21 protein-coding genes are annotated in these 19400 nt (G+C 67.4%); 4 read left to right on the forward strand and 17 right to left on the reverse strand.

Annotated features, from left to right (window positions below):
- Positions 1-7: 7 nt before the first annotated feature.
- Positions 8-898, reverse strand: coding sequence for an alpha/beta fold hydrolase (locus tag AC4OR5_RS18855; RefSeq protein WP_003110378.1), 891 nt, complete (start codon positions 896-898; stop codon positions 8-10).
- Positions 899-1005: 107 nt separating this feature from the next.
- Between AC4OR5_RS18855 and AC4OR5_RS18860 the strand changes: the two genes are divergently transcribed.
- Entirely contained in the window at positions 1006-1899 is an 894-nt protein-coding gene (locus tag AC4OR5_RS18860) for a LysR family transcriptional regulator (RefSeq protein WP_073650782.1), read from the forward strand.
- 145 nt (positions 1900-2044) lie between these two features.
- Here AC4OR5_RS18860 and lipA read toward each other — a convergent pair whose 3' ends face one another.
- The 12 genes from lipA to AC4OR5_RS18920 form a co-directional block, all read right to left on the reverse strand.
- Entirely contained in the window at positions 2045-3028 is a 984-nt protein-coding gene (gene lipA / locus AC4OR5_RS18865; RefSeq protein ID WP_003119196.1) for a lipoyl synthase, read from the reverse strand.
- A complete protein-coding gene (gene lipB / locus AC4OR5_RS18870; protein ID WP_003093177.1) occupies positions 3025-3678 on the reverse strand; it encodes a lipoyl(octanoyl) transferase LipB in 654 nt (217 codons plus the stop codon). The genes lipA and lipB overlap by 4 nt, the downstream gene beginning before the upstream one ends.
- Positions 3678-3959, reverse strand: a complete 282-nt coding sequence (locus AC4OR5_RS18875; protein ID WP_003093179.1) for a DUF493 domain-containing protein — start codon at positions 3957-3959, stop codon at positions 3678-3680. The genes lipB and AC4OR5_RS18875 overlap by 1 nt, the downstream gene beginning before the upstream one ends.
- 70 nt (positions 3960-4029) lie before the next feature.
- Positions 4030-5190 (reverse strand): D-alanyl-D-alanine carboxypeptidase family protein, encoded by a 1161-nt coding sequence (locus tag AC4OR5_RS18880; protein ID WP_003093182.1) that lies wholly within the window; start codon positions 5188-5190, stop codon positions 4030-4032.
- 65 nt (positions 5191-5255) lie between these two features.
- The gene (gene rlpA, locus AC4OR5_RS18885; protein WP_003093184.1) at positions 5256-6281 is read right to left on the reverse strand and encodes a septal ring lytic transglycosylase RlpA; all 1026 of its coding nucleotides are present in this window, start codon (positions 6279-6281) and stop codon (positions 5256-5258) included.
- Positions 6278-7300, reverse strand: coding sequence for a lytic murein transglycosylase B (gene mltB / locus AC4OR5_RS18890; RefSeq protein WP_003132500.1), 1023 nt, complete (start codon positions 7298-7300; stop codon positions 6278-6280). The genes rlpA and mltB overlap by 4 nt, the downstream gene beginning before the upstream one ends.
- Positions 7301-7308: 8 nt before the next feature.
- Positions 7309-8412, reverse strand: coding sequence for a rod shape-determining protein RodA (gene rodA, locus AC4OR5_RS18895; protein ID WP_003114090.1), 1104 nt, complete (start codon positions 8410-8412; stop codon positions 7309-7311).
- Positions 8413-8443: 31 nt separating this feature from the next.
- On the reverse strand, positions 8444-10384 hold the full coding sequence (gene mrdA, locus AC4OR5_RS18900) for a penicillin-binding protein 2 (protein ID WP_003093191.1): 1941 nt from the start codon (positions 10382-10384) through the stop codon (positions 8444-8446).
- Between the two features lie 12 nt (positions 10385-10396).
- The gene (gene rlmH / locus AC4OR5_RS18905) at positions 10397-10864 is read right to left on the reverse strand and encodes a 23S rRNA (pseudouridine(1915)-N(3))-methyltransferase RlmH (RefSeq protein ID WP_003093193.1); all 468 of its coding nucleotides are present in this window, start codon (positions 10862-10864) and stop codon (positions 10397-10399) included.
- Between the two features lie 7 nt (positions 10865-10871).
- Positions 10872-11228, reverse strand: coding sequence for a ribosome silencing factor (gene rsfS, locus AC4OR5_RS18910; RefSeq protein ID WP_003100305.1), 357 nt, complete (start codon positions 11226-11228; stop codon positions 10872-10874).
- Between the two features lie 22 nt (positions 11229-11250).
- Positions 11251-11895, reverse strand: a complete 645-nt coding sequence (nadD, locus tag AC4OR5_RS18915) for a nicotinate-nucleotide adenylyltransferase (protein ID WP_003093199.1) — start codon at positions 11893-11895, stop codon at positions 11251-11253.
- The gene (locus tag AC4OR5_RS18920) at positions 11895-13160 is read right to left on the reverse strand and encodes a glutamate-5-semialdehyde dehydrogenase (protein ID WP_003100303.1); all 1266 of its coding nucleotides are present in this window, start codon (positions 13158-13160) and stop codon (positions 11895-11897) included. The genes nadD and AC4OR5_RS18920 overlap by 1 nt, the downstream gene beginning before the upstream one ends.
- A 297-nt stretch (positions 13161-13457) precedes the next feature.
- Between AC4OR5_RS18920 and AC4OR5_RS18925 the strand changes: the two genes are divergently transcribed.
- Positions 13458-14681 (forward strand): alpha/beta fold hydrolase, encoded by a 1224-nt coding sequence (locus AC4OR5_RS18925; protein WP_003110375.1) that lies wholly within the window; start codon positions 13458-13460, stop codon positions 14679-14681.
- 7 nt (positions 14682-14688) lie between these two features.
- On the opposite strand, the gene AC4OR5_RS18930 is transcribed toward AC4OR5_RS18925, so the two are convergent.
- Positions 14689-15546, reverse strand: coding sequence for a class I SAM-dependent methyltransferase (locus AC4OR5_RS18930; RefSeq protein ID WP_003093206.1), 858 nt, complete (start codon positions 15544-15546; stop codon positions 14689-14691).
- Between the two features lie 63 nt (positions 15547-15609).
- Between AC4OR5_RS18930 and AC4OR5_RS18935 the strand changes: the two genes are divergently transcribed.
- A complete protein-coding gene (locus tag AC4OR5_RS18935; protein ID WP_058160769.1) occupies positions 15610-16329 on the forward strand; it encodes a DNA-3-methyladenine glycosylase in 720 nt (239 codons plus the stop codon).
- A complete protein-coding gene (locus AC4OR5_RS18940; protein WP_003093210.1) occupies positions 16326-17639 on the forward strand; it encodes a bifunctional DedA family/phosphatase PAP2 family protein in 1314 nt (437 codons plus the stop codon). Before AC4OR5_RS18935 ends, AC4OR5_RS18940 begins: the two co-directional genes overlap by 4 nt.
- Before the next feature lie 10 nt (positions 17640-17649).
- Here AC4OR5_RS18940 and AC4OR5_RS18945 read toward each other — a convergent pair whose 3' ends face one another.
- The 3 genes from AC4OR5_RS18945 to AC4OR5_RS18955 are packed head-to-tail and all read right to left on the reverse strand — an operon-like array spanning position 17650 to position 19335.
- Complete coding sequence (locus tag AC4OR5_RS18945) at positions 17650-18243, reverse strand: LON peptidase substrate-binding domain-containing protein (RefSeq protein WP_003093212.1); 594 nt, start codon at positions 18241-18243, stop codon at positions 17650-17652.
- A gap of 19 nt (positions 18244-18262) precedes the next feature.
- Positions 18263-18973, reverse strand: a complete 711-nt coding sequence (locus AC4OR5_RS18950; RefSeq protein WP_003093214.1) for an LrgB family protein — start codon at positions 18971-18973, stop codon at positions 18263-18265.
- Positions 18973-19335 (reverse strand): CidA/LrgA family protein, encoded by a 363-nt coding sequence (locus tag AC4OR5_RS18955; RefSeq protein ID WP_058160771.1) that lies wholly within the window; start codon positions 19333-19335, stop codon positions 18973-18975. The genes AC4OR5_RS18950 and AC4OR5_RS18955 overlap by 1 nt, the downstream gene beginning before the upstream one ends.
- Positions 19336-19400: the final 65 nt, after the last annotated feature.

The following is a 19400-nucleotide window of genomic DNA, read 5'->3' on the forward strand; positions in this document are numbered from 1 at the left end:
CCAGAACCTAGTCATCCGCGCAGAACCGCAGGATAGCGTCCGCCACCTGGGTGGCCGCCTCGCGCTGCGGAAAATGGCCGACGCCCTCCAGCACCAGCCGCTGGTAACGCCCGCTGAAGTAGTGCTCGCGTCCGCGGGAGCCGTCGGGGTGGGTGCAGGCATCCGCGCCGCCGTGCAGCACCAGGGTCGGCAGCGCCAGGCGCGGTGCCGGGAGCAAGCGCTGTTCCGCCGCCCCGTAGCGCGGCTCCCCCGCGACGAAGCCCCAGCGATGCCGATAATAGTGCAGCACCACGGCGACCCAGTCCGGCCCGGAGAAGGCCTGGGCGGCCTCCTGGAAATCGCGCTCGGCATACCATCCCGGCGGCGACCAGGTGTCCCACATCTGCCGGGCGAACGCCTCGCCCTCCTCGCGCAGCGCGCGCTCGCCGCGTGGCGTGGCCATGAACCACTGGTACCAGAAGCTACGGGCCTGCGGCAGGGAAAGAACTTGCTGCGGATCGTTGCTGGCGTACCCCACCGAGAGCATCACCAGGTGCGAGGCGAAGCCCTCGCGCAGTCCGCAGGCACTGGCCACCGCGCGGGCACCCCAGTCATGGCCGACCAGCAGGGGACGCTGCAATGCCAGGCCGTCGACGAATGCCAGCAGATCGCAAGCCAGAGCCGCCAGTTGCCCGCTGCGCGGAGTAGACGCATCGCGGAAGCGGGTCGGGGCGAATCCCCGGAGGGCTGGTGCCAGCACCCGATAGCCGGCGTCCGCCAGGGACTCCGCCAGGTCTTTCCAGGCATGCGGGCTGTCCGGCCAACCGTGCAACAAGACGGCGCTGCGCGCCCCCTGCGGATTCCACTCCAGGTAGGCGATATCCAGGACATCGGTGGAAACGAAGGCATAGCGGCTCATCGGACCTCTCCAAGAGAAAGCGAAGGGACATCCTAGGACGCTTGCCAAGGATGATTCATGAATAGTTAGCGTCTACTATTCATGAAACGAGATGAATGGAAGACCTCATGGAGCTTGCCGTCCCCACCTCCCAATCCCTGGATATCGTGTTGTTGCGTACCTTTCTCGAAGTGGTCGACAGCGGCGGTTTCGCCCTCGCCGCAGACAATCTCGCGCTCACCCCCTCCGCAGTCAGCGGGCATATCAAGCGCCTGGAACAGACAGCCGGCGTCAGCCTGCTCAGCCGCACCACTCGCCGCCTGGAGCTGACCCAGGCGGGCGAGACGCTCTACGCCTATGCCCGCAATATCGTCGAGCTGGAGCGCGAGGCCCGCGCCAGGCTGCACGGCACGCCGATCCGCGACCGCCTGCGCATCGGCGCTTCGGAGGACTTCGCCAGCGCCTGGCTGCCACGCGTCCTGCAACGCTTTCGCCGCTGGCACCCCGAAGCATCCATCGAACTCAAGGTCGGTATCACCACCGACCTGCTCCGCCAGCAGGCCCAGGGGCGCACCGACGTGGTGTTCGGCAAGCAGTGCCGGCGGGTCGGAGACGACGGCGAACTGCTCTGGGAGGAACCGTTGGTCTGGGCCGCGGCGACCGCGATCGAGCTGCCCGTGGGCGAACCGCTGCCGCTGGCGCTGTTCCCCGAACCCTGCGTCTACCGCGAAGCGGCGATTACAGCCCTCGGCGCCGCTGCGCGTCCCTGGCGCCTGGTGTTCGAGAGCGCCAGCATGGCCGGCTGCCTGTCCGCCGCGCTGGCCGGTTTCGCCGTGACGGTGGTGGCGCGCAGCCAGATGCGCGAGGGGCTGCGCGAACTGGGCCCGGAACAGGGTTTTCCGCCGCTGCCGGAGGCGCGTTTCTACGCCTTCTCGCGCCAATCCAGCCTGGCGGCCGAGGCACTGATCGAGGCGGTGCGGCAGCTCGGCCAGCGCAGTCGCTTCGTTACCGCGCAGGGATGAGCGCAAACGGCATTCACCTACGCGCCGGCGGATAACCGCAAGCGGTTGTTCGTCCTACGTCCGAAGAGGCTTCGTGGCTGCCCAATGAAAAACGCCGCGTCCCTGTGCAGGGACGCGGCGTCGGAAGGCATTGGCGCGGCGTCGATCAGCCGATCTTGTTGCCGTGCGCCTGCTGGTCGGCATGGTAGGACGAACGCACCAGCGGACCGGACGCGACGTTCTTGAAGCCCATCTTCTCGCCTTCCTCGGCGAACCAGGCGAAGGTGTCCGGATGCACGAAACGCTGCACCGGCAGGTGGTTGCGCGACGGCTGCAGGTACTGGCCGAGGGTCAGCATGTCGATGTCGTGCTCGCGCATCCGCTGCATGACCTCGATGACCTCGTCGTCGGTCTCGCCCAGGCCGAGCATCAGACCGGACTTGGTCGGTACGTGCGGAACCATCTGCTTGAACTTCTGCAGCAGGTCCAGCGACCACTCGAAGTCCGAGCCCGGCCGCGAGGAGCGGTACAGGCGCGGCACCGTCTCCAGGTTGTGGTTGAACACGTCCGGCGGCTCGTTGGCGGTGATCTCCAGGGCGATGTCCATGCGACCGCGATAGTCGGGCACCAGGGTTTCCAGCTGGATCCCCGGCGACAGCTTGCGGATCTCGCGCAGGCAGTCGGCGAAGTGCTGGGCACCGCCGTCGCGCAGGTCGTCGCGGTCCACCGAGGTGATCACCACGTACTTCAGCCGCAGGTCGGCGATGGCGATGGCCAGGTTGGTCGGCTCGTCGACGTCCAGCGGCTTCGGCCGGCCATGGCCGACGTCGCAGAACGGGCAGCGCCGGGTGCAGATATCGCCCATGATCATGAAGGTCGCGGTGCCGCCGGAGAAGCACTCGCCCAGGTTCGGGCAGGACGCCTCTTCGCAGACGCTGTGCAGCTTGTGCTTGCGCAGCAGTTGCTTGATGCGGTCGACCTCGGGGGAAACCGGGATGCGCACGCGGATCCAGTCGGGTTTCTTCGGCAGTTCCTCGGTGGGAATGATCTTCACCGGAATCCGCGCGACCTTTTCCGCGCCGCGCAGCTTCACGCCGACTTCCACCTTGCCCGGCTTGGCTTCTCCGGACTTCTCCACAACAGTGCTCATGTCAGTTCGATCCCGCCCGTAAGGGTCTTCTGTTCAGCGTAGCCAAGGCGTGAGACGAGCTCAGCGCGCAATCGGGTACACACCTCGGCAAAATCCACCGGCCCAACCAGGTCGCGCAGTTGGGTCATGGGCATCCCGGCGTAGCCGCAGGGATTGATTCGTTGGAACGGTCGCAGGTCCATGTCCAGGTTCAGCGCCAGGCCATGGAAGGAACAGCCGTTGCGGATGCGCAGGCCGAGGGAGGCGATCTTCGCCCCGTCGACGTAGACACCCGGCGCGTCCGGCTTGGCCACGGCCTGCACGTCATAGGACGCCAGCAGGCCGATCAGGCTCTGCTCGATCCGGCTGACCAGCTCGCGCACGCCCAGTCCCAGGCGACGGACATCGAGCAGCAGGTAGGTGACCAACTGGCCGGGGCCGTGGTAGGTCACCTGGCCGCCGCGATCCACCTGGATCACCGGGATGTCGCCGGGGAACAGCACATGCTCGGCCTTGCCGGCCTGCCCCTGGGTGAAGACCGCAGGGTGCTGCAACAGCCAGGCTTCGTCCATTACCGATTTGTCGCGTTCGGCAACGAAGCGCTGCATGGCATGCCAGGTCGGTTCGTAGGGAACCTCGCCGAGCTCACGGAAGCCCAGCTCGAGTCCCATCAGAGCACCATATGCACGCGTCCGGTCGCGCGCAGGTCGTTATGGATGGCTTGCAGTTGGTCGACATCGGTGGCGGTGATCAGCACCTGCACCGAGAGGAAGCGCCCCTTGCTGCTGTCGCGGACCACCAGGGTCTCGACGTCGAGATCCGGCGCGTGGCGCCGGATGATTTCCACGACCAGGTCGGAGAAACCTTCGCCGGCGTCGCCGATCACCTTGATCGGATAGCGCTCGCAGGGGAATTCGATTTTCGGGGGTTGAACGTCAGGGGTATCGGTCATGGCGGCGGCGGACCCGTGGTCCGCGGGGACGGGCGCCCGCTGGCCTCGTGAGCGGGCGGGCGCCGGTCGGTCAGTTGAACAAACCGTAGAAGAACAGGCGGATGCTATCCCACAGGCGGCGGAAGAAACCACCCTCCTCGACGGCGTTGAGGGCGACCAGGTCGGCGCTGCGGATGACCTTGTCGTCCAGCTTCACTTCCACCTTGCCGATCACCTGGCCCTGCTGGATCGGCGCCATCAGCTGCGGCTCCAGGACCATGCTGGCCTGCAGCTTCTGCATCTGGCCGCGCGGCAGGGTCATGGTCAGGTCTTCGGCGAGGCCGGCTTTCACTTCATGCTCGGAACCCTTCCAGACCAGGCCCTTGGTCAGCTCGGTGCCCTTCTTGTAGAAGTTGCGGCTTTCGAAGAAGCGGAAGCCATAGGTCAGCAGCTTCTGGGTCTCGGCGGCGCGGGCCTGCTCGCTGTTGGTGCCGAACACCACGGCGATCATGCGCTGGCCGTCGCGTACCGCGGAAGCCACCAGGCAGTAGCCGGCTTCGTCGGTGTGGCCGGTCTTCAGGCCGTCGACGGTCTTGTCGCGCCACAGCAGCAGGTTGCGGTTCGGCTGCTTGATGTTGTTCCAGAGGAATTCCTTCTGCGCGTAGATCGCGTAGTGGCTCGGCTCGCCGTAGATGATCGCGCGGGCCAGCACCGCCATGTCGCGGGCGGAGGAATAGTGGTCCGGGTTGGGCAGGCCGGTGGCGTCCATGAAGTGGGAGTTGGTCAGGCCCAGCTTCTGCGCGGTGGTGTTCATCATGTCGGCGAAGGCGTCTTCGCTGCCGGCGATATGCTCGGCCAGGGCGACGCTGGCGTCGTTGCCGGACTGGATGATGATGCCATGCAGCAGGTCGCTCACCGATACCTGGCTGCCGACCTTGATGAACATCCGCGAACCGCCGGTGCGCCAGGCATGTTCGCTGACGGTGACCAGGTCGTTCTCGCCGATGCGGCCGGCCTCGATCTCCTTGGTGGCGATGTAGGCGGTCATCAGTTTGGTCAGGCTGGCCGGCGGCAGGCGCTGGTCGCCGTTGTTCTCGACCAGAACCTGGCCGCTCTCGCCGTCCATCAGGACGTACGACTTGGCGGCCAGTTGCGGCGGCGCCGGAACCATGGATTCAGCAGCCCAGCCAGCCGTAGGGGCGATGAACAGGACAAGCAGTGACAAGCGTTTCGCGATAGTGGTGATGTTCATCCGTCTCTCTGGTTCTACCAATGGTCAAACAATCCCTTGCGGGAATTCCCTGCGTGAGTAGGCGCTCAGTCGGGGCGTACCAGCGTCGGCTGGCCAAGGTTGGCCACGCGGATGCTGTCCTGGGTGCGGCTAACCTCGTCCGCCGAACCGATCGGTCCCAGCCGCACCCGGTGCAGAATCTGCTGGTTGCGTACGACCGAGCTGATAAACACCGGCGCAGCCGTCACGCCGCTCAGCTTGGCCTTCAGCAGCTCCGCTGCATCCGGGTTGGCGAAGGCGCCCACCTGGAGATACAGGCCATCGGCTGGTAATGAAGCGTTTTTTTTTGAGTCGATCTGCACCGGCAGCACGGCGGCCGCGTGCTGCGCCGGCGGCGGGGTGTAGGTCTCGATCGGCTGGGCCATCGCCACCGCCTGAGTTTGCGTCGCAGCGGGGGCCTGGGCCACCGCCTGCTTGGGCTGCGCCAGGACCATCGGTGCCGGCCGGCCGCGCTGGGCCCACCACTGCACCGGGTCGATGCCTTCGACCTTGACCCGCGCGGTGCCGGTCTCGGCATAGCCGAGCTTCTTCGCCGCGGCGAAGGACAGGTCGATGACCCGGTCGGAATAGAACGGGCCGCGGTCGTTGACGCGGACGATCACGCTCTTGCCGTTGTCCAGGTTGGTCACCCGCACGTAGCTCGGCAACGGCAGGGTCTTGTGCGCGGCGGTCATGCCGTAGAGGTCGTAGGTCTCGCCGTTGGCGGTGGCCTGGCCGTGGAACTTGGTGCCGTACCAGGACGCGGTGCCGACCATCCGGTAGGCCCGCGCATCGTTCATCGGGTAGTAGGTCTTGCCCAGCACGGTGTAGGGGTTGGCCTTCACCGAACCGTTGTGCGGCATCGGCACCGCATCGGGGATCCGCGACACGTCGACGTCCCACCAGGGGGCGCCGTCGCGATGCGGACGGGAATAGTCGCCCGGCCCGGAAATGCCCGCCTGCCTGGCCGGCTGCTGGGGCGCCTTGCTGGAGCAACTGCTCAACAGCACGGCCGCCAGCCCGAGGCCGCAGACGGCGGGCAGGATCAGGGAGGAGCGGACACGCTTGCTCAATGGGCACCTCGCGCGCGGGCAATCTCGCCCGCCAGCTGATAAACCGCCATGGCATACATGGCGCTGCGATTATAGCGGGTGATCACGTAGAAGTTCGGCAAACCGACCCAATACTCGATGCCCTTGTCGCCGACGAAACGCATCGCCGTGACCTTCTGGTCGTCGCGCAGCGCATCATGGGTGCGCCAGCCGCGGGCACGCAGCTCGCCCAGGCTCATGGTCGGGTCGACGCCCCTGGTCACCGCGCTCTCGGCGCTCTCGTCGTTGATCTCGGCCACCGAGACCACCGGCTCGCCGGTGACCCAGCCGTGCTGCTTGAAGTAGCTGGCGACGCTACCGATGGCGTCGGTCGGGTCGCTCCAGATATTGATGTGGCCATCGCCGTCGAAGTCCACCGCGTAGGCGCGGAAGCTGCTCGGCATGAATTGCGGCAGGCCCATGGCGCCGGCGTAGGAGCCGGTCAGGCTGAGCGGGTCGACCTGCTGTTCGCGGGCGAGCAGGAGGAACTCGCGCAACTCCTTGCGGAAGAAGTCGGCCCGCGGCGGGTAGTCGAAGCCGAGGGTGGACAGCGCGTCCATCACCCGGTAGCTGCCGGTGTTGCGGCCGAAGAAGGTTTCCACGCCGATGATCGAGACGATGATCTCGGCCGGCACGCCGTATTCCTTCTCTGCCCGCGCCAGGTCTTCGGCATGCTTGTTCCAGAAGTCGACACCACGACTGATGCGCGCGTCGCTGATGAAGATCGGCCGGTATTCCTTCCACTGCTTGACCCGCTCGGCCGGGCGCGAGATCGCATCGAGGATCGACTGCTTGCGGTTCACGTCGCGGAACAGCCCCATCAGCTGCTCTCCGGCGAAGCCGTAGTCGCGGGTCATTTCGCTGACGAACTCGGCCACTTGCGGCGAGCCGTCGTAGTCCCCCGCCTGGGCCGCCCCGGACAGGCCAATGACGCCGGCTACGCCGACCCATTGGACGCCCCTGGCCGCCCATGTACGCAGTACTTGCATTGCGTTCTTCACTCTTGGTCTCAAACCTGGGCGATCCACTTCCGATGGGTATGGATCGACATCAGAACCCCGAACCCTGACAACAGGGTAACCAGCGAAGTTCCGCCATAACTAATGAAAGGCAGTGGTACCCCCACCACCGGCAACAACCCGCTCACCATACCGATATTCACGAAGACATAAACGAAAAACGTCATGGTGATGCCACCGGCCAGCAGTTTGCCGTAGAGCGTCTGCGCCTGGGCGGTGATCACCAGGCCACGACTGATCAGCAGCAGGTAGAGCACCAGCAGCAGGCAGACGCCGACCAGGCCGAACTCCTCGCCGAGGACCGCAATGATAAAGTCGGTGTGGCTTTCCGGCAAAAAATCCAGGTGCGACTGGGTGCCCAGCAGCCAGCCCTTGCCGAATACCCCGCCGGAACCGATGGCCGCCTTCGACTGGATGATGTTCCAGCCGGTGCCCAGCGGGTCGCTTTCCGGGTCGAGGAAGGTCAGCACCCGCTGTTTCTGGTAGTCGTGCATGATGAAGAACCACATCGCCACTGCGATCGGCACCGCCGCCGACACCGCGCCGACGATCCAGCGCCAGCGCAGGCCGCCGACGAACAGCACGAAGCCGCCGGAAGCGAGGATCAGCATGGCGGTGCCGAGGTCGGGCTGTTTCAGGATCAGCACGAACGGGGTGATGATGATCGCCAGGCTGATCACCATGTGCTTGAGCCCCGGCGGCAGGTTGCGCTTGGACAGGTACCAGGCCACCGTCATCGGCATCAGCAGCTTCATGAACTCCGAGGGCTGGAAGCGGATCACCCCGGGGATGTTGATCCAGCGCGTCGCCCCCTTGGCGTCGTGGCCGATCACGTCGACCACCACCAGCAGCGCGACCCCCACCAGGTAGCCCAGCGGCACCCAGCGGGCCATGAAGCGCGGCTCGATCTGGGCGATGACCACCATCATGCCCAGTCCCAGGCCGAACGAGGTGGCCTGCTTCATCAGCATGTCCCAGCTCTTGCCGCTCGCCGAATAGAGGACGAACAGGCCGGTGGCGCCGAGGATCAGCAACAGCAGCAGGAGAATCCCGTCGATGTGCAGGCGCTGCAACAGGCTGGCGCGCCGGCGCATCACGTCTTCGTTGGACAGGGTGCGGTCGAAGTTACTGTTCAAGGGCGGGCGCCTCCGGCTCGGCTGCCGTGGGTTCGGGCTTGGCCACCGCCGCCGCGAGCGGCGCGACGGGTTCCGCGTATTCGGCCTTGAGCTTGCCGTGCTCGTCGAGCAGCCAGGCGTCCATCACCTGCTTGACCACCGGGGCGGCGACGCCGGAGCCGGACTCGCCGTTCTCCACCATCACCGCCACCGCGATCTGCGGGTTGTTGGCCGGCGCGAAGCCGACGAACAGGGCGTGGTCGCGGTGCCGCTCGAGCAGCTTGGAGCGGTCGTAGCGCTCGTTCTGCTTGATCGCCACCACCTGGGCGGTACCGCTCTTGCCGGCGATCAGGTAGGCCGAGGTGGCGCCGACCTTGCGCGCCGTGCCGCGGGCGCCATGCACCACCTGCTGCATGCCGTAGTCGACGCGGTCCCAGTTGGCCGGGTCGCGCAGCACGATGTCGGGCATCGGGTCGGGGTCGACCGGCGGCTGGCCGTCGATGGTCTTGGCCAGGTGCGGGCGGATCCAGTGGCCCTTGTTGGCCAGCAGCGCGGTCATCTGCGCCAACTGGATCGGCGTCGCCTGCATGTAGCCCTGGCCGATGCCGAGGATCAGGGTCTCCCCCGGGTACCAGACCTGGCGGCGGGTCTTGCGCTTCCATTCGCGCGAGGGCATCAGCCCGTCGGCTTCGCCGAACATGTCCAGGGCGACTTTCTGGCCGAAACCGAAGCGACTCATGAAGGCGTGCAGGCGGTCGATCCCCAGCTTGTGCGCGAGGTCGTAGAAATAGGTGTCGTTGGACCGGTAGATCGCCGACTCCAGGCTCACCCAGCCATCGCCGTAGCGGTTCCAGTTACGGTACTTGTGGTCGTAGTTGGGCAACTGGTAGTAGCCGGGGTCGAAGACCCGCGAGGTCGGCGTGACCACCCCGGCGTCGAGGCCGGCCAGTGCCACCGCCGGCTTCACCGTCGAGCCCGGCGGATAGAGCCCGCGCAGGACGCGGTTGTACAGCGGCCGGTCGATGGAGTCGCGCAGCTCGGCATAGGCCTTGAAGCTGATGCCGGTGACGAACAGGTTAGGGTCGTAGCTCGGCTGGCTGACCATCGCCAGCACGTCGCCGGTGGACGGCTGGATCGCCACGATGGCGCCCCGCCGCCCGGCCAGGGCGTTCTCGGCGGCCTCCTGCAGGCGGCTGTCGATGCTCAGGACGATGTCCTTGCCGGGAATCGGGTCGGTGCGCTTGAGCACCCGCAGCACCCGCCCGCGGGCGTTGGTCTCGACTTCCTCGTAGCCAACCGTGCCATGCAGCTCGCTCTCGTAGAAGCGCTCGATGCCGGTCTTGCCGATATGGTGGGTGCCGCTGTAGTTGATCGGGTCGAGGTTCTTCAGTTCCTGCTCGTTGATCCGCCCGACATACCCGACCGAATGGGCGAAGTGCTCCTTCAGCGGGTAGTGGCGGACGAACTGAGTCGCCACGTCGACGCCCGGCAGGCGGAACTGGTTCACCGCGATGCGGGCGATCTGTTCCTCGTTGAGTTCGAACATGATGGGAACCGGCTCGAACGGACGCCGCCCCTGCTTCATGCGCTTCTCGAAGATGGCCCGGTCGTCCTCGGTCAGGCCGAGGATCTCCACCAGCGTGTCGAGGGTCTTCTGCAGGTCCTCGGTGCGTTCGCGGGTGATGGTCAGGCTGAAGCTCGGCCGGTTGTCGGCGATGATCACGCCGTTGCGGTCGAAGATGATCCCGCGGGTCGGCGGGATCGGCTGCACATGGACCCGGTTGTTCTCCGACAGCGTCGAATGGTACTCGTACTGGGTCACCTGCAGGTGGTACATGCGCGCCACCAGCACCAGGGTCAGCAAGACCACCGCCACCGCCCCGACGATGACGCGCCGACGCACCAGGCGGGCGTCTTTCTCGTGGTCTTTCAGGTGGATCGGCTGCGGCATCGGGACTGGGGACTATTTGTGGTAGGGGTGCCCGGACAATACGGTCCAGGCCCGGTAGATCTGCTCGCCGACCAGGATCCGCACCAACGGGTGCGGCAGCGTCAACGGCGACAGCGACCAGCGCTGCTCGCTGCGCGCGCAGACCTCCGGCGCCAGCCCTTCCGGGCCGCCGACCATGAGATTCACGGTGCGTGCGTCGAGACGCCAGCGATCCAGTTCGCGAGCCAGTTGCTCGGTGCTCCAGGGCCGACCTTCGACCTCCAGGGTCACCACCCGTTCCCCCGGCTGCACGCGCGCCAGCATGGCCTCGCCTTCCTGACGGATCAGGCGCGCCACGTCGGCGTTCTTGCCGCGGGTGTTGAGCGGGATCTCCACCAGTTCGAGGGACAGCTCGGCCGGCAGGCGCTTGACGTATTCCTGCCAGCCTTCCTCGACCCAGCGAGGCATGCGCGAGCCAACCGCGATCAGGCGCAACCGCATGCCGGCGTCACTCTTCCGGCTGGTGCTGGGCGCGGCTCTGCTCGGCGCCCTGCCACAGGCGCTCCAGGTCGTAGAACTGGCGGGTCGCCGGGAGCATCACGTGGACCACCACGTCGCCCAGGTCGAGCAGCGCCCATTCGCCGGACTCCAGGCCTTCGCTGCCCAGGGGCTTGACGCCGTTTTCCTTGGCCTTGGTCAGGACGTTGTCAGCCAGCGACTTGACCTGGCGGCTGGAACTGCCGCAGGCGATCACCATGTAGTCGGTGACGCTGGTCTTGTCCCGCACATCGAGGGTCACGATATCCTGGGCCTTGAGATCTTCCAGGGCATCGATGGCCACTTGGACGAGTTGTTCGGTTTGCATTGAGTCGGTCTCTGTTTCTTTATCAGTGTGGCGCACGATACAGGTGGTGCGCCTCGATGTAGTTCAATACCGCGTCCGGCACCAGGAAACGCACGGAGCGTCCGGCACCCAGCAGCGCGCGGATCTGGGTGGCGGACACCGCCAGCGGCGTCTGCCAGACGAAGGTGATCTGCCCGCCCGGCCCTTTCAGGGCCTGCGGGTCGGCCACGCTCCGCGCCGCCAGCAGGTCGCGCAGCGACTCCGGCGGCTCGCTGTCGGCATCCGGACGCTGCAACACGACGATGTGGCAGTGATCCAGCAACGCCTCCCAGCGGTGCCACGTCGGCAAGCCGCAGAAGGCATCCCAGCCGATCAGCATGAACAACTGGTCGTCGGCCGCCAGTTCCGCCCGCACCGACTCCAGGGTGTCGATGGTGTAGGACGGCTTGTCGCGCTGCAGTTCGCGGGGATCGACCGTCAATCGCTCGACTCCCGCCACCGCCCGCTCGACCATCGCCAACCGCTGCGCGGCCGACACCTGCGGGGTTTCCCGGTGCGGCGGCCGCGCATTGGGCAGCAGGCGCAGTTCGTCGAGGGCGAACTGCTCGGCCATTTCCACGGCGCTGCGCATATGTCCGATATGCACGGGGTCGAAAGTGCCGCCGAACAGGCCGATACGTTTGCCCATCAGGTGCGCACGTGACCGTCGCCGAAGACGACGTACTTCTCACTGGTCAGGCCTTCCAGGCCGACCGGACCGCGGGCGTGCAGCTTATCGGTGGAAATCCCGATCTCGGCGCCGAGGCCGTACTCGAAGCCGTCGGCGAAGCGGGTCGAGGCGTTGACCATCACCGAAGCGGAATCCACTTCGGCGAGGAAACGCCGCGCATCACTGAAGTTCTCGGTAATGATCGCGTCGGTGTGCTGCGAGCCGTAGGTGTTGATGTGCTCGATCGCCGCGTCCAGCCCGTCGACGATGCGGATCGACAGGATCGGCGCGTTGTACTCAGTACGCCAGTCCTCCTCGGTAGCCTCCAGCACGTCTGCGCCGAGCAGCGCACGGGTCGCGGCGTCGCCGCGCAGTTCCACGCCCTTCTCGCGGTAGATCGTGGCCAGGGGCGGCAGCGCCCGCTCGGCGATACCGGCATGCACCAGCAGCGTCTCCATGGTGTTGCACGGCGCGTAGCGCTGGGTCTTGGCGTTGTCGGCGACGCGAATCGCCTTGTCCAGGTCGGCGGCGACATCGATGTAGACGTGGCAGATGCCGTCCAGGTGCTTGATCACCGGCACCTTGGCCTCGCGGCTGATGCGCTCGATCAGGCCCTTGCCGCCGCGCGGGACGATCACGTCGACGTATTCGGGCATGCTGATCAGCGCGCCGACCGCGGCGCGGTCGGTGGTTTCCACCACCTGCACGGCGGCGGCCGGCAGGCCGGCCTCGGCCAGGCCCTGCTGGATGCAGCGGGCGATCGCCTGGTTGGAGTGGATCGCCTCGGAGCCGCCGCGCAGGATGGTCGCGTTGCCGGACTTCAGGCACAGGCTGGCGGCGTCGATGGTCACGTTCGGCCGCGACTCGTAGATGATCCCGACCACACCCAGCGGCACGCGCATCTTGCCGATCTGGATGCCCGAGGGCACGTAGCGCATGTCGCGGATCTCGCCGATCGGGTCGGGCAGCGTGGCGACCTGGCGCAGGCCCTCGATCATGTCGTCGATGCGCGCCGGGGTCAGCGCCAGGCGGTCCAGCATCGCCGGCTCCAGGCCATTGGCGCGGCCGGCGGCGAGGTCCTGCTCGTTGGCGTGGGACAACTCCGCGCGGGCGGCGTCCAGCGCATCGGCCGCGGCCAGCAGGGCGCGGTTCTTCTGCGCGGTGGCGGCGCGCGCGAGCAACCGCGAGGCGGCGCGGGCATCGCGGCCAAGGCGGCTCATATAGTCGAGGACGGACTCGGTCATGGTCTCGGCATCTGGCGTCAGGGAAATGCGCGATTATAGCGAGCCAGCCCCGGCGCGCCCAGCCGCAACAGCCGGTCGGTAGACAGTGCGTTCCGCGGCCCCCGGCGGTAACGCGGCGGCCCCGCTGCGCCTGGGCCTGTGCGCGAGACGGTGACACCCGGGCGCAGGCGCCGGCCGAAGGATAGGTAAACAAAATTGCTACCTCTGTTTACCTTCGAAGCGAGCCTGGCCGCTGCCACCCACCGGCACCCGCTCGGCAGAACAACAATAACGACGCACACACCGCGGGGCCTCGCCATGCGCTACCGTACCGACTACAGCGCGCAGTCGCTGAGCAGCGAACCGGATATCCTCCTCCTCGACGGCTGGCAACTGCGCTACCAGGCCTTCGCCGCCCGTGCCGACGACCCGTGCCCGCCGGTGCTCCTGCTGGGCGGCGCCTTCCAGAGCTTCCGTTCGTTCGCCGGCGAGGTCAGCGAACTGCTCGCCGAGCACCCGGTGATCCTGCTCGACCTGCCGAGCCAGGGCGGCAACCTGCAACTGGCGGCGGAACTGAGCCTGGAAGACCTCGCCGACCTGATCGCGGCCTTCGCCGAACGGCTCGGCCTGCCGCCGTTGATGCCCATCGGCCTGTCCTACGGCTCGGCCCTGGCCGCGCTGTTCGCCGCCCGCCATCCGCGCCGCTGCGCGCGCCTGCTACTGGCCGGCATCACCGCATTCGGCCGCCCCGGTGCGCGTCTGCTGCTGGAAGAAGCGCTGGCCCGGCTCGACGAGGGCGACCAGAGCGCCTTCGCCCACGGCGTACTGACCGGCCTGATCAACCCGCTACAGCTGGAACGTACCGGCGTCTCCCCGGTGTTTCGCAAGGCCATGCTGCGCCAGTTGCAACGCCTGACCGCGGCGGAGATCGAACGCTACCGGCAGAATAGCCGGCGCCTGCTGGCCTTCGGCGGCTTCGAGCGGCACCCGACCTGCCCGACCCTGGTGCTCGCCGGCGAGTACGACCATTTCACCCAGCCCTGGGAACATGCGGTGTTCGCCCATGCCTGCGGGAACGCCGAGTTCGCCCTGATCCACGACGCCGACCATCTTGCCCAGTTCGAACGACGCGAGGCCTGCGCCCGGCTCTACGGCCCGTTCCTGCGCGGCGAGGCGCTGCCGGAGCGCGCCGAGGGCAGCACGCGGATCCCGCGCACGCGCCTGCTCGGCCTGGAGCGACGCTTCGAGGTCCGCCATCGGCCAGCCCAGGGGCACGCTCGGCTGGAACATCCGCAGCTCGGCGTCTATGCGGCGGAACTGGTGGAACTCGGCTATTTCGGCGGGCGGCTGCACGCCGAGCTGCCCGAATCCCGCCCGCAACGCGGCTGGCGGTTGTGCTACGACGGCCTGGCGGACTTGGACATCCTGCCCCTGCGTTCGACCGCCGGCGGCTTCGCCTTCATCTTCCCGCACTCCGATCCGGCGGCCAGCGCCGGACTGGCCGACCTCCTCGCCGCCTGGCAGCGAGCGGAGGTCGCCTGAGAGGCGGCTATGCCGTGCGGCTTTCGATCACCCGCACCAGGCTCGGCAGGCGTCCCTGCGGCAAGCCCAGGGCGGCGCCTTCGCGCTGCGGGTCGAGCACCAGGGTGGAGGCAAAGCCGCAGCGGGCGAAGGCCGCCTCGATTTCCGCGGCATTGCGGTAGTGCAACGGATAGCTTCCCCGCGTCAGCCGCCCGATGATCCCCACTCCCCAGCGGATCTGCCGGTAGCGCGGGTGCTCGCGGAGATCGGGATAGAGGTCGGTCAGGTAGGTGCCCTGGGGGAAGCGTTTAAGTTCGGTCGCCAGGCGACTCCAGAAGGCCTCGATCACCGGGCGCTGGAAATAGTTCACCAGCCCCTCGGTGATCACCACCAGCGGGCGCTCGCGGTCGAGCCCGGCGAACAGCGCGGCGAGGCTGCGCTCGCCGTCCTCGGCGAGGATATCCACAGCCGCCACCGCGTGCTCCGGGCCCAGCCAACCCTGCTCGCGAAGCAGCGCCGCCTTGCGCGCGGCCATCGGCGGCAGGTCGGCCTCCAGGTAGCGCAACTGTGGATAGCGTTGCCGGAAGCGTCGCCCGCGCGGCGAGAGCCCGCAGGCCATTTCCACCACCTGGACCACTCCCTCGCGTTCGACGGCCTGGGTCAGGCGCGCGTCGATCATGAGGTGTCTTTGTAACAGGAAATCCTCGATGTTCAGCCCGAAACCGAGCTGCGCGCCCCAGTTGATCGGCGCGACGAAGCCGTGTACCCAGCGGCCGAAGACGGTGGCGAAGGCCGGTTCGGCGAGTCGATGGCGGAACCAGACGTAGCCGGTGTAATGGGCGCTGGGCGTGATGTGGGCACTGTCGACACGCTCTCGTTCAACCATGATTCAGGCTCTTGTTGTTATCATTCGCCAGCCTATGACTGCCATGGTCCCAGCGACAATCCCATGTCCCGCGATCCCATCCTTAGTTTGCCCTGGCCCGACGCCCGGCCACTCCCCGACACCTTCTTCGACCGCGATGCGTTGCTGGTCGCCCGCGAGCTGCTGGGCAAGGTGATCCGCCATCGCCAGGGCAATCTCTGGCTGGCGGCGCGAATCATCGAGACCGAGGCCTACTACCTGGAGGAGAAAGGCAGCCACGCCTCGCTCGGCTACACCGAGAAGCGCAAGGCACTGTTCCTCGACGGCGGGCACATCTATATGTATTACGCGCGCGGCGGCGACTCGCTGAACTTCAGCGCCGGCGGGCCGGGCAATGCGGTGCTGATCAAGTCCGGCCATCCCTGGCTGGATCGCATCAGCGACCACGCGGCGCTGGAGCGGATGCAGAGCCTGAACCCGGACAGCCAGGGCCGGCCCCGCGAGATCGGCCGCCTGTGCGCCGGCCAGACCCTGCTGTGCAAGGCCATGGGGCTGAAGGTGCCGGAGTGGGACGCGCAGCGCTTCGACCCGCAGCGACTGTTCGTCGACGATGTCGGCGAGCGCCCCAGCCAGGTGATCCAGGCCGCTCGGCTGGGCATTCCGAAGGGGCGCGACGAACACCTGCCGTACCGTTTCGTCGATGCCACCTTCGCCGCCTTCTGCACCCGCAACCCACTGCGCCGCGGCCAGGTCGCCGGGCGCGACTATCATCTACTCGGACACCAGGACCCGCACCTGCAATGAGTCTCGACAGCTTCAACGCCTGGATGGCCGCCAACCCCGAGTGGCTGGGGATGGCCATCTTCCTCATCGCCTTCCTCGAATGCGCGGCCATCGTCGGCATCGTCCTGCCCGGCGTGGTGCTGCTGTTCGGCGTCGCGGTGATCGCCGGCAGCGGCGCCCTCAGCCTCGGCGAAACCCTGCTGCTGGCCTACGCCGGCGGGGTGCTGGGCGACCTCAGCTCGTACTGGATCGGCCGCCGCTTCCACCAGAACATCCGCCGCCTGCCCGGCCTGCGCAGCCATCCGCAGTGGATCACCGCCGCCGAGGTGTACTTCGAGCGCTACGGTATCGCCAGCCTGCTGGTCGGCCGCTTCATCGGCGCCCTGCGGCCGATGCTGCCAATGGTCGCCGGCATGCTCGACATGCCGTTCGGCCGTTTTCTCGGCGTTTCGCTGATCGCCGCCGCCGGCTGGGCGGTCGCCTACCTGTTGCCCGGCTGGGCCACCGGCGCAGCCCTGCGCCTGCCGTTGCCGGAAGGCTTCTGGAGCGAAGCCGGGATCGTCGCGGCCTGCCTGGCGGTGCTGGTCGGCGTGGTAGTCCAGGCCAGCCTGCGACGCAAACGCTGGGCAACCGCTGTGGCGGCCGCGCTGAGCCTGGTCCTGCTGCTGGCGATGACCGTCGCCTGGCCGTACCTCCAGGACCTCGACCAGGGCCTGATGACGCTGGTCCAGGAGCATCGCAACGCCGACCTGAACCCGGTGATGGTGGTGGTCACCCGGCTCGGCGATTTCCGCACCCAGTTCATCGCCGGCGCGCTGCTCGGCGGTATCCTCCTGCTGACCCGGCAATGGCGTCCGGCCATCTTCGCCATCGGCACCCTGGTGGGTACCGCGCTGGCCAACCAGACCCTGAAGACCCTGTTCGCCCGCGCCCGCCCGGAAGTGCTGGCCGAACCGCTGAGCAGCTTCAGCTTCCCCAGCGGGCACAGCTCGGCGTCCTTCGCCTTCTTCCTCACCCTGGGCGTCCTCGCCAGCCGCCAGCAACCGCCGCGCTGGCGCCTGACCTGGGTACTGCTGGCGGTGATCCCGTCGCTGAGCATCGCCCTGTCGCGGGTCTACCTTGGCGTGCACTGGCCGTCGGACATCGTCGCCGGCGCCCTGCTCGCCACTACGGTCTGCGCCGCCAGCCTGTGGCTGAGCCAGCGCCGCGAGTCGCTGCCGGCGCTGCCGCAGCGGGTCTGGTGGCTGCTGTTGCCGGTCTGCGTGGCGACCCTGGCGATCGCCGCCGGCTGGGCCCTGCCGGAAGCCATTGCGCGCTACCGGCCGCTGTGAGGGTTGGCGCTCAGTCGATACCCAACTCGCCCTGCAGGTGCTCCAGCAGCACCTGGATCCGCGCCAGTTGCATCTGCGCGTCGGGCAGGGCGAGAAGTTCGAGCTTGCGTTCGGTATCGAACGGCAGCAGGTAGGCCAACTGGTTGGCCAGGTCCTGCTGGCCGCCGGGCTCGCCGCCCATCTCCAGCGCGGCCACCATCGGATGCTCGGCCAGCACGCTGAGCAACGCGGCGAGATCGTTGTGTTCGTAGGTCAGGGGTTGCTCCGGCAGGTCTTCGAACCACTCGATCTCGCCGACGCTGAGCTGGTCGGCCTGGACCTCCACCGACAGCACCTGGAAACGCCGACCGCCCTCCACGCGGATGCCCAGCAGGCCGTTCGGGCGCTGCTGCCAGTCGCGGACCGAGGCCTCGCAGCCGACCATCGCCAGGCGGCTCGGCGCTTCGCCGACCTCCCGCCCTTCGCCGATGGTCACCACGCCGAAACCGGTGCCCTGCTTCATGCAGCGGCTGATCATGTCCAGGTAGCGCGCCTCGAAGATCTGCAGGTCCAGGCGACAACCGGGGAACAGCACGGCGTTGAGGGGGAACAACGGCAACTTCATCGCGACTCCTCGGGCATCGTCAGGCAACCAGCGCTACCGCCAACGGTAGCAGCACTGCGGTGGCAACGCCCATCAGGCTCATCGCCAGGGCGGCGAAGGCACCACACTCCTCGCCTTCCTGCAAGGCCCGCGAAGTGCCCACCGCGTGGGCCGTCATGCCCAGCGCCATGCCCTGCGCGGCGGGGTGCCGGACGCCGATGGCGCGCAGCAGCTCCGGCCCGAGGATCGCCCCGAGCACCCCGGTGATCAGTACGAACACGGCGGCCAGCGCCGCCACGCCGCCGATCTGGCTGGCCACCAGCATGGCGATCGGCGAGGTCACCGACTTCGGCGCCATGCTCATCAGCATCCGCGGCTCGGCACCGAACAGCCAGCCGAATGCGATGCCCAGCACCGTCGCCAGCGTACCGGCGACCACCAGGGTCAGCAGGGTCGGCCAGAACAATTGGCGGATACGCCGCAGGTTGAGGAACAGCGGCACCGCCAGGGCCACCGTGGCGGGGCCGAGGAGAATGGTCAGGACCTTGGCGCTGGCACTGTATTCGTCGTAGTCGATGCCGCAAAGCAGCAGCACGCCGATCACCACCAGCATCGATACCAGCACCGGCTGCAGGAACACCCAGCGGGTCCGTTCATAGGCGGCCAGGGCCAACTGGTAGGCGCCCAGGGTCACGCCGACGCCGAACAGCGGATGGTGGATCACCGCCTCGAGGGCGGCCTGCCAGGCCATCAGGACTCCTCCCGGCGACGTTGCTGGCGATCGATGAGCTTCTGCATCATCCAGCCGGCGAACAGGAACGACAGCACCAACGACAGTACCAGCGCGCCGACGATGGCCCAGAAATCGGCGGCGATCTCCCGCGCATAGGCCATCACCCCGACCGCCGCCGGCACCAGCAGCAACGGCAGGTAGCGCAGCAACGAGCCGGCCGCCTCGTTGAGCGGCTTGCCGACCTCGCCACGCGCCAGGAAATAACCGAACAGCAGCACCAGGCCGATGATCGGACCGGGCAGCATGGGCAACAACAGAACGTTCAGACCTGTGCCGAGCAACTGGAACAGCACCAGCCAGGTCAGACCACGAAGCAACATGGGCACCTCCAGCAAGGGCCGACCATTATGCCCAGCCCGCCGGGACATTGGCACGCTCCTCGCCT

The sequence above is a fragment of the Pseudomonas sp. YA1 genome (genome assembly GCF_058680555.1).

Coding starts and splice junctions, on each gene's coding strand:
- rlmH (WP_003093193.1), bottom strand. CDS start 10,864: ATGCGGTTGCGCCTGATCGCGGTTGGCTCGCGCATGCCTCGCTGGGTC.
- nadD (WP_003093199.1), bottom strand. CDS start 11,895: ATGGGCAAACGTATCGGCCTGTTCGGCGGCACTTTCGACCCCGTGCAT.
- AC4OR5_RS18940 (WP_003093210.1), top strand. CDS start 16,326: ATGAGTCTCGACAGCTTCAACGCCTGGATGGCCGCCAACCCCGAGTGG.
- AC4OR5_RS18860 (WP_073650782.1), top strand. CDS start 1,006: ATGGAGCTTGCCGTCCCCACCTCCCAATCCCTGGATATCGTGTTGTTG.
- AC4OR5_RS18945 (WP_003093212.1), bottom strand. CDS start 18,243: ATGAAGTTGCCGTTGTTCCCCCTCAACGCCGTGCTGTTCCCCGGTTGT.
- rsfS (WP_003100305.1), bottom strand. CDS start 11,228: ATGCAAACCGAACAACTCGTCCAAGTGGCCATCGATGCCCTGGAAGAT.
- AC4OR5_RS18930 (WP_003093206.1), bottom strand. CDS start 15,546: ATGGTTGAACGAGAGCGTGTCGACAGTGCCCACATCACGCCCAGCGCC.
- rodA (WP_003114090.1), bottom strand. CDS start 8,412: ATGCGCCGGCGCGCCAGCCTGTTGCAGCGCCTGCACATCGACGGGATT.
- lipB (WP_003093177.1), bottom strand. CDS start 3,678: ATGGGACTCGAGCTGGGCTTCCGTGAGCTCGGCGAGGTTCCCTACGAA.
- AC4OR5_RS18935 (WP_058160769.1), top strand. CDS start 15,610: ATGTCCCGCGATCCCATCCTTAGTTTGCCCTGGCCCGACGCCCGGCCA.
- AC4OR5_RS18855 (WP_003110378.1), bottom strand. CDS start 898: ATGAGCCGCTATGCCTTCGTTTCCACCGATGTCCTGGATATCGCCTAC.
- AC4OR5_RS18880 (WP_003093182.1), bottom strand. CDS start 5,190: ATGAACATCACCACTATCGCGAAACGCTTGTCACTGCTTGTCCTGTTC.
- AC4OR5_RS18920 (WP_003100303.1), bottom strand. CDS start 13,160: ATGACCGAGTCCGTCCTCGACTATATGAGCCGCCTTGGCCGCGATGCC.
- AC4OR5_RS18955 (WP_058160771.1), bottom strand. CDS start 19,335: ATGTTGCTTCGTGGTCTGACCTGGCTGGTGCTGTTCCAGTTGCTCGGC.
- AC4OR5_RS18950 (WP_003093214.1), bottom strand. CDS start 18,973: ATGGCCTGGCAGGCCGCCCTCGAGGCGGTGATCCACCATCCGCTGTTC.
- lipA (WP_003119196.1), bottom strand. CDS start 3,028: ATGAGCACTGTTGTGGAGAAGTCCGGAGAAGCCAAGCCGGGCAAGGTG.
- mrdA (WP_003093191.1), bottom strand. CDS start 10,384: ATGCCGCAGCCGATCCACCTGAAAGACCACGAGAAAGACGCCCGCCTG.
- AC4OR5_RS18875 (WP_003093179.1), bottom strand. CDS start 3,959: ATGACCGATACCCCTGACGTTCAACCCCCGAAAATCGAATTCCCCTGC.
- AC4OR5_RS18925 (WP_003110375.1), top strand. CDS start 13,458: ATGCGCTACCGTACCGACTACAGCGCGCAGTCGCTGAGCAGCGAACCG.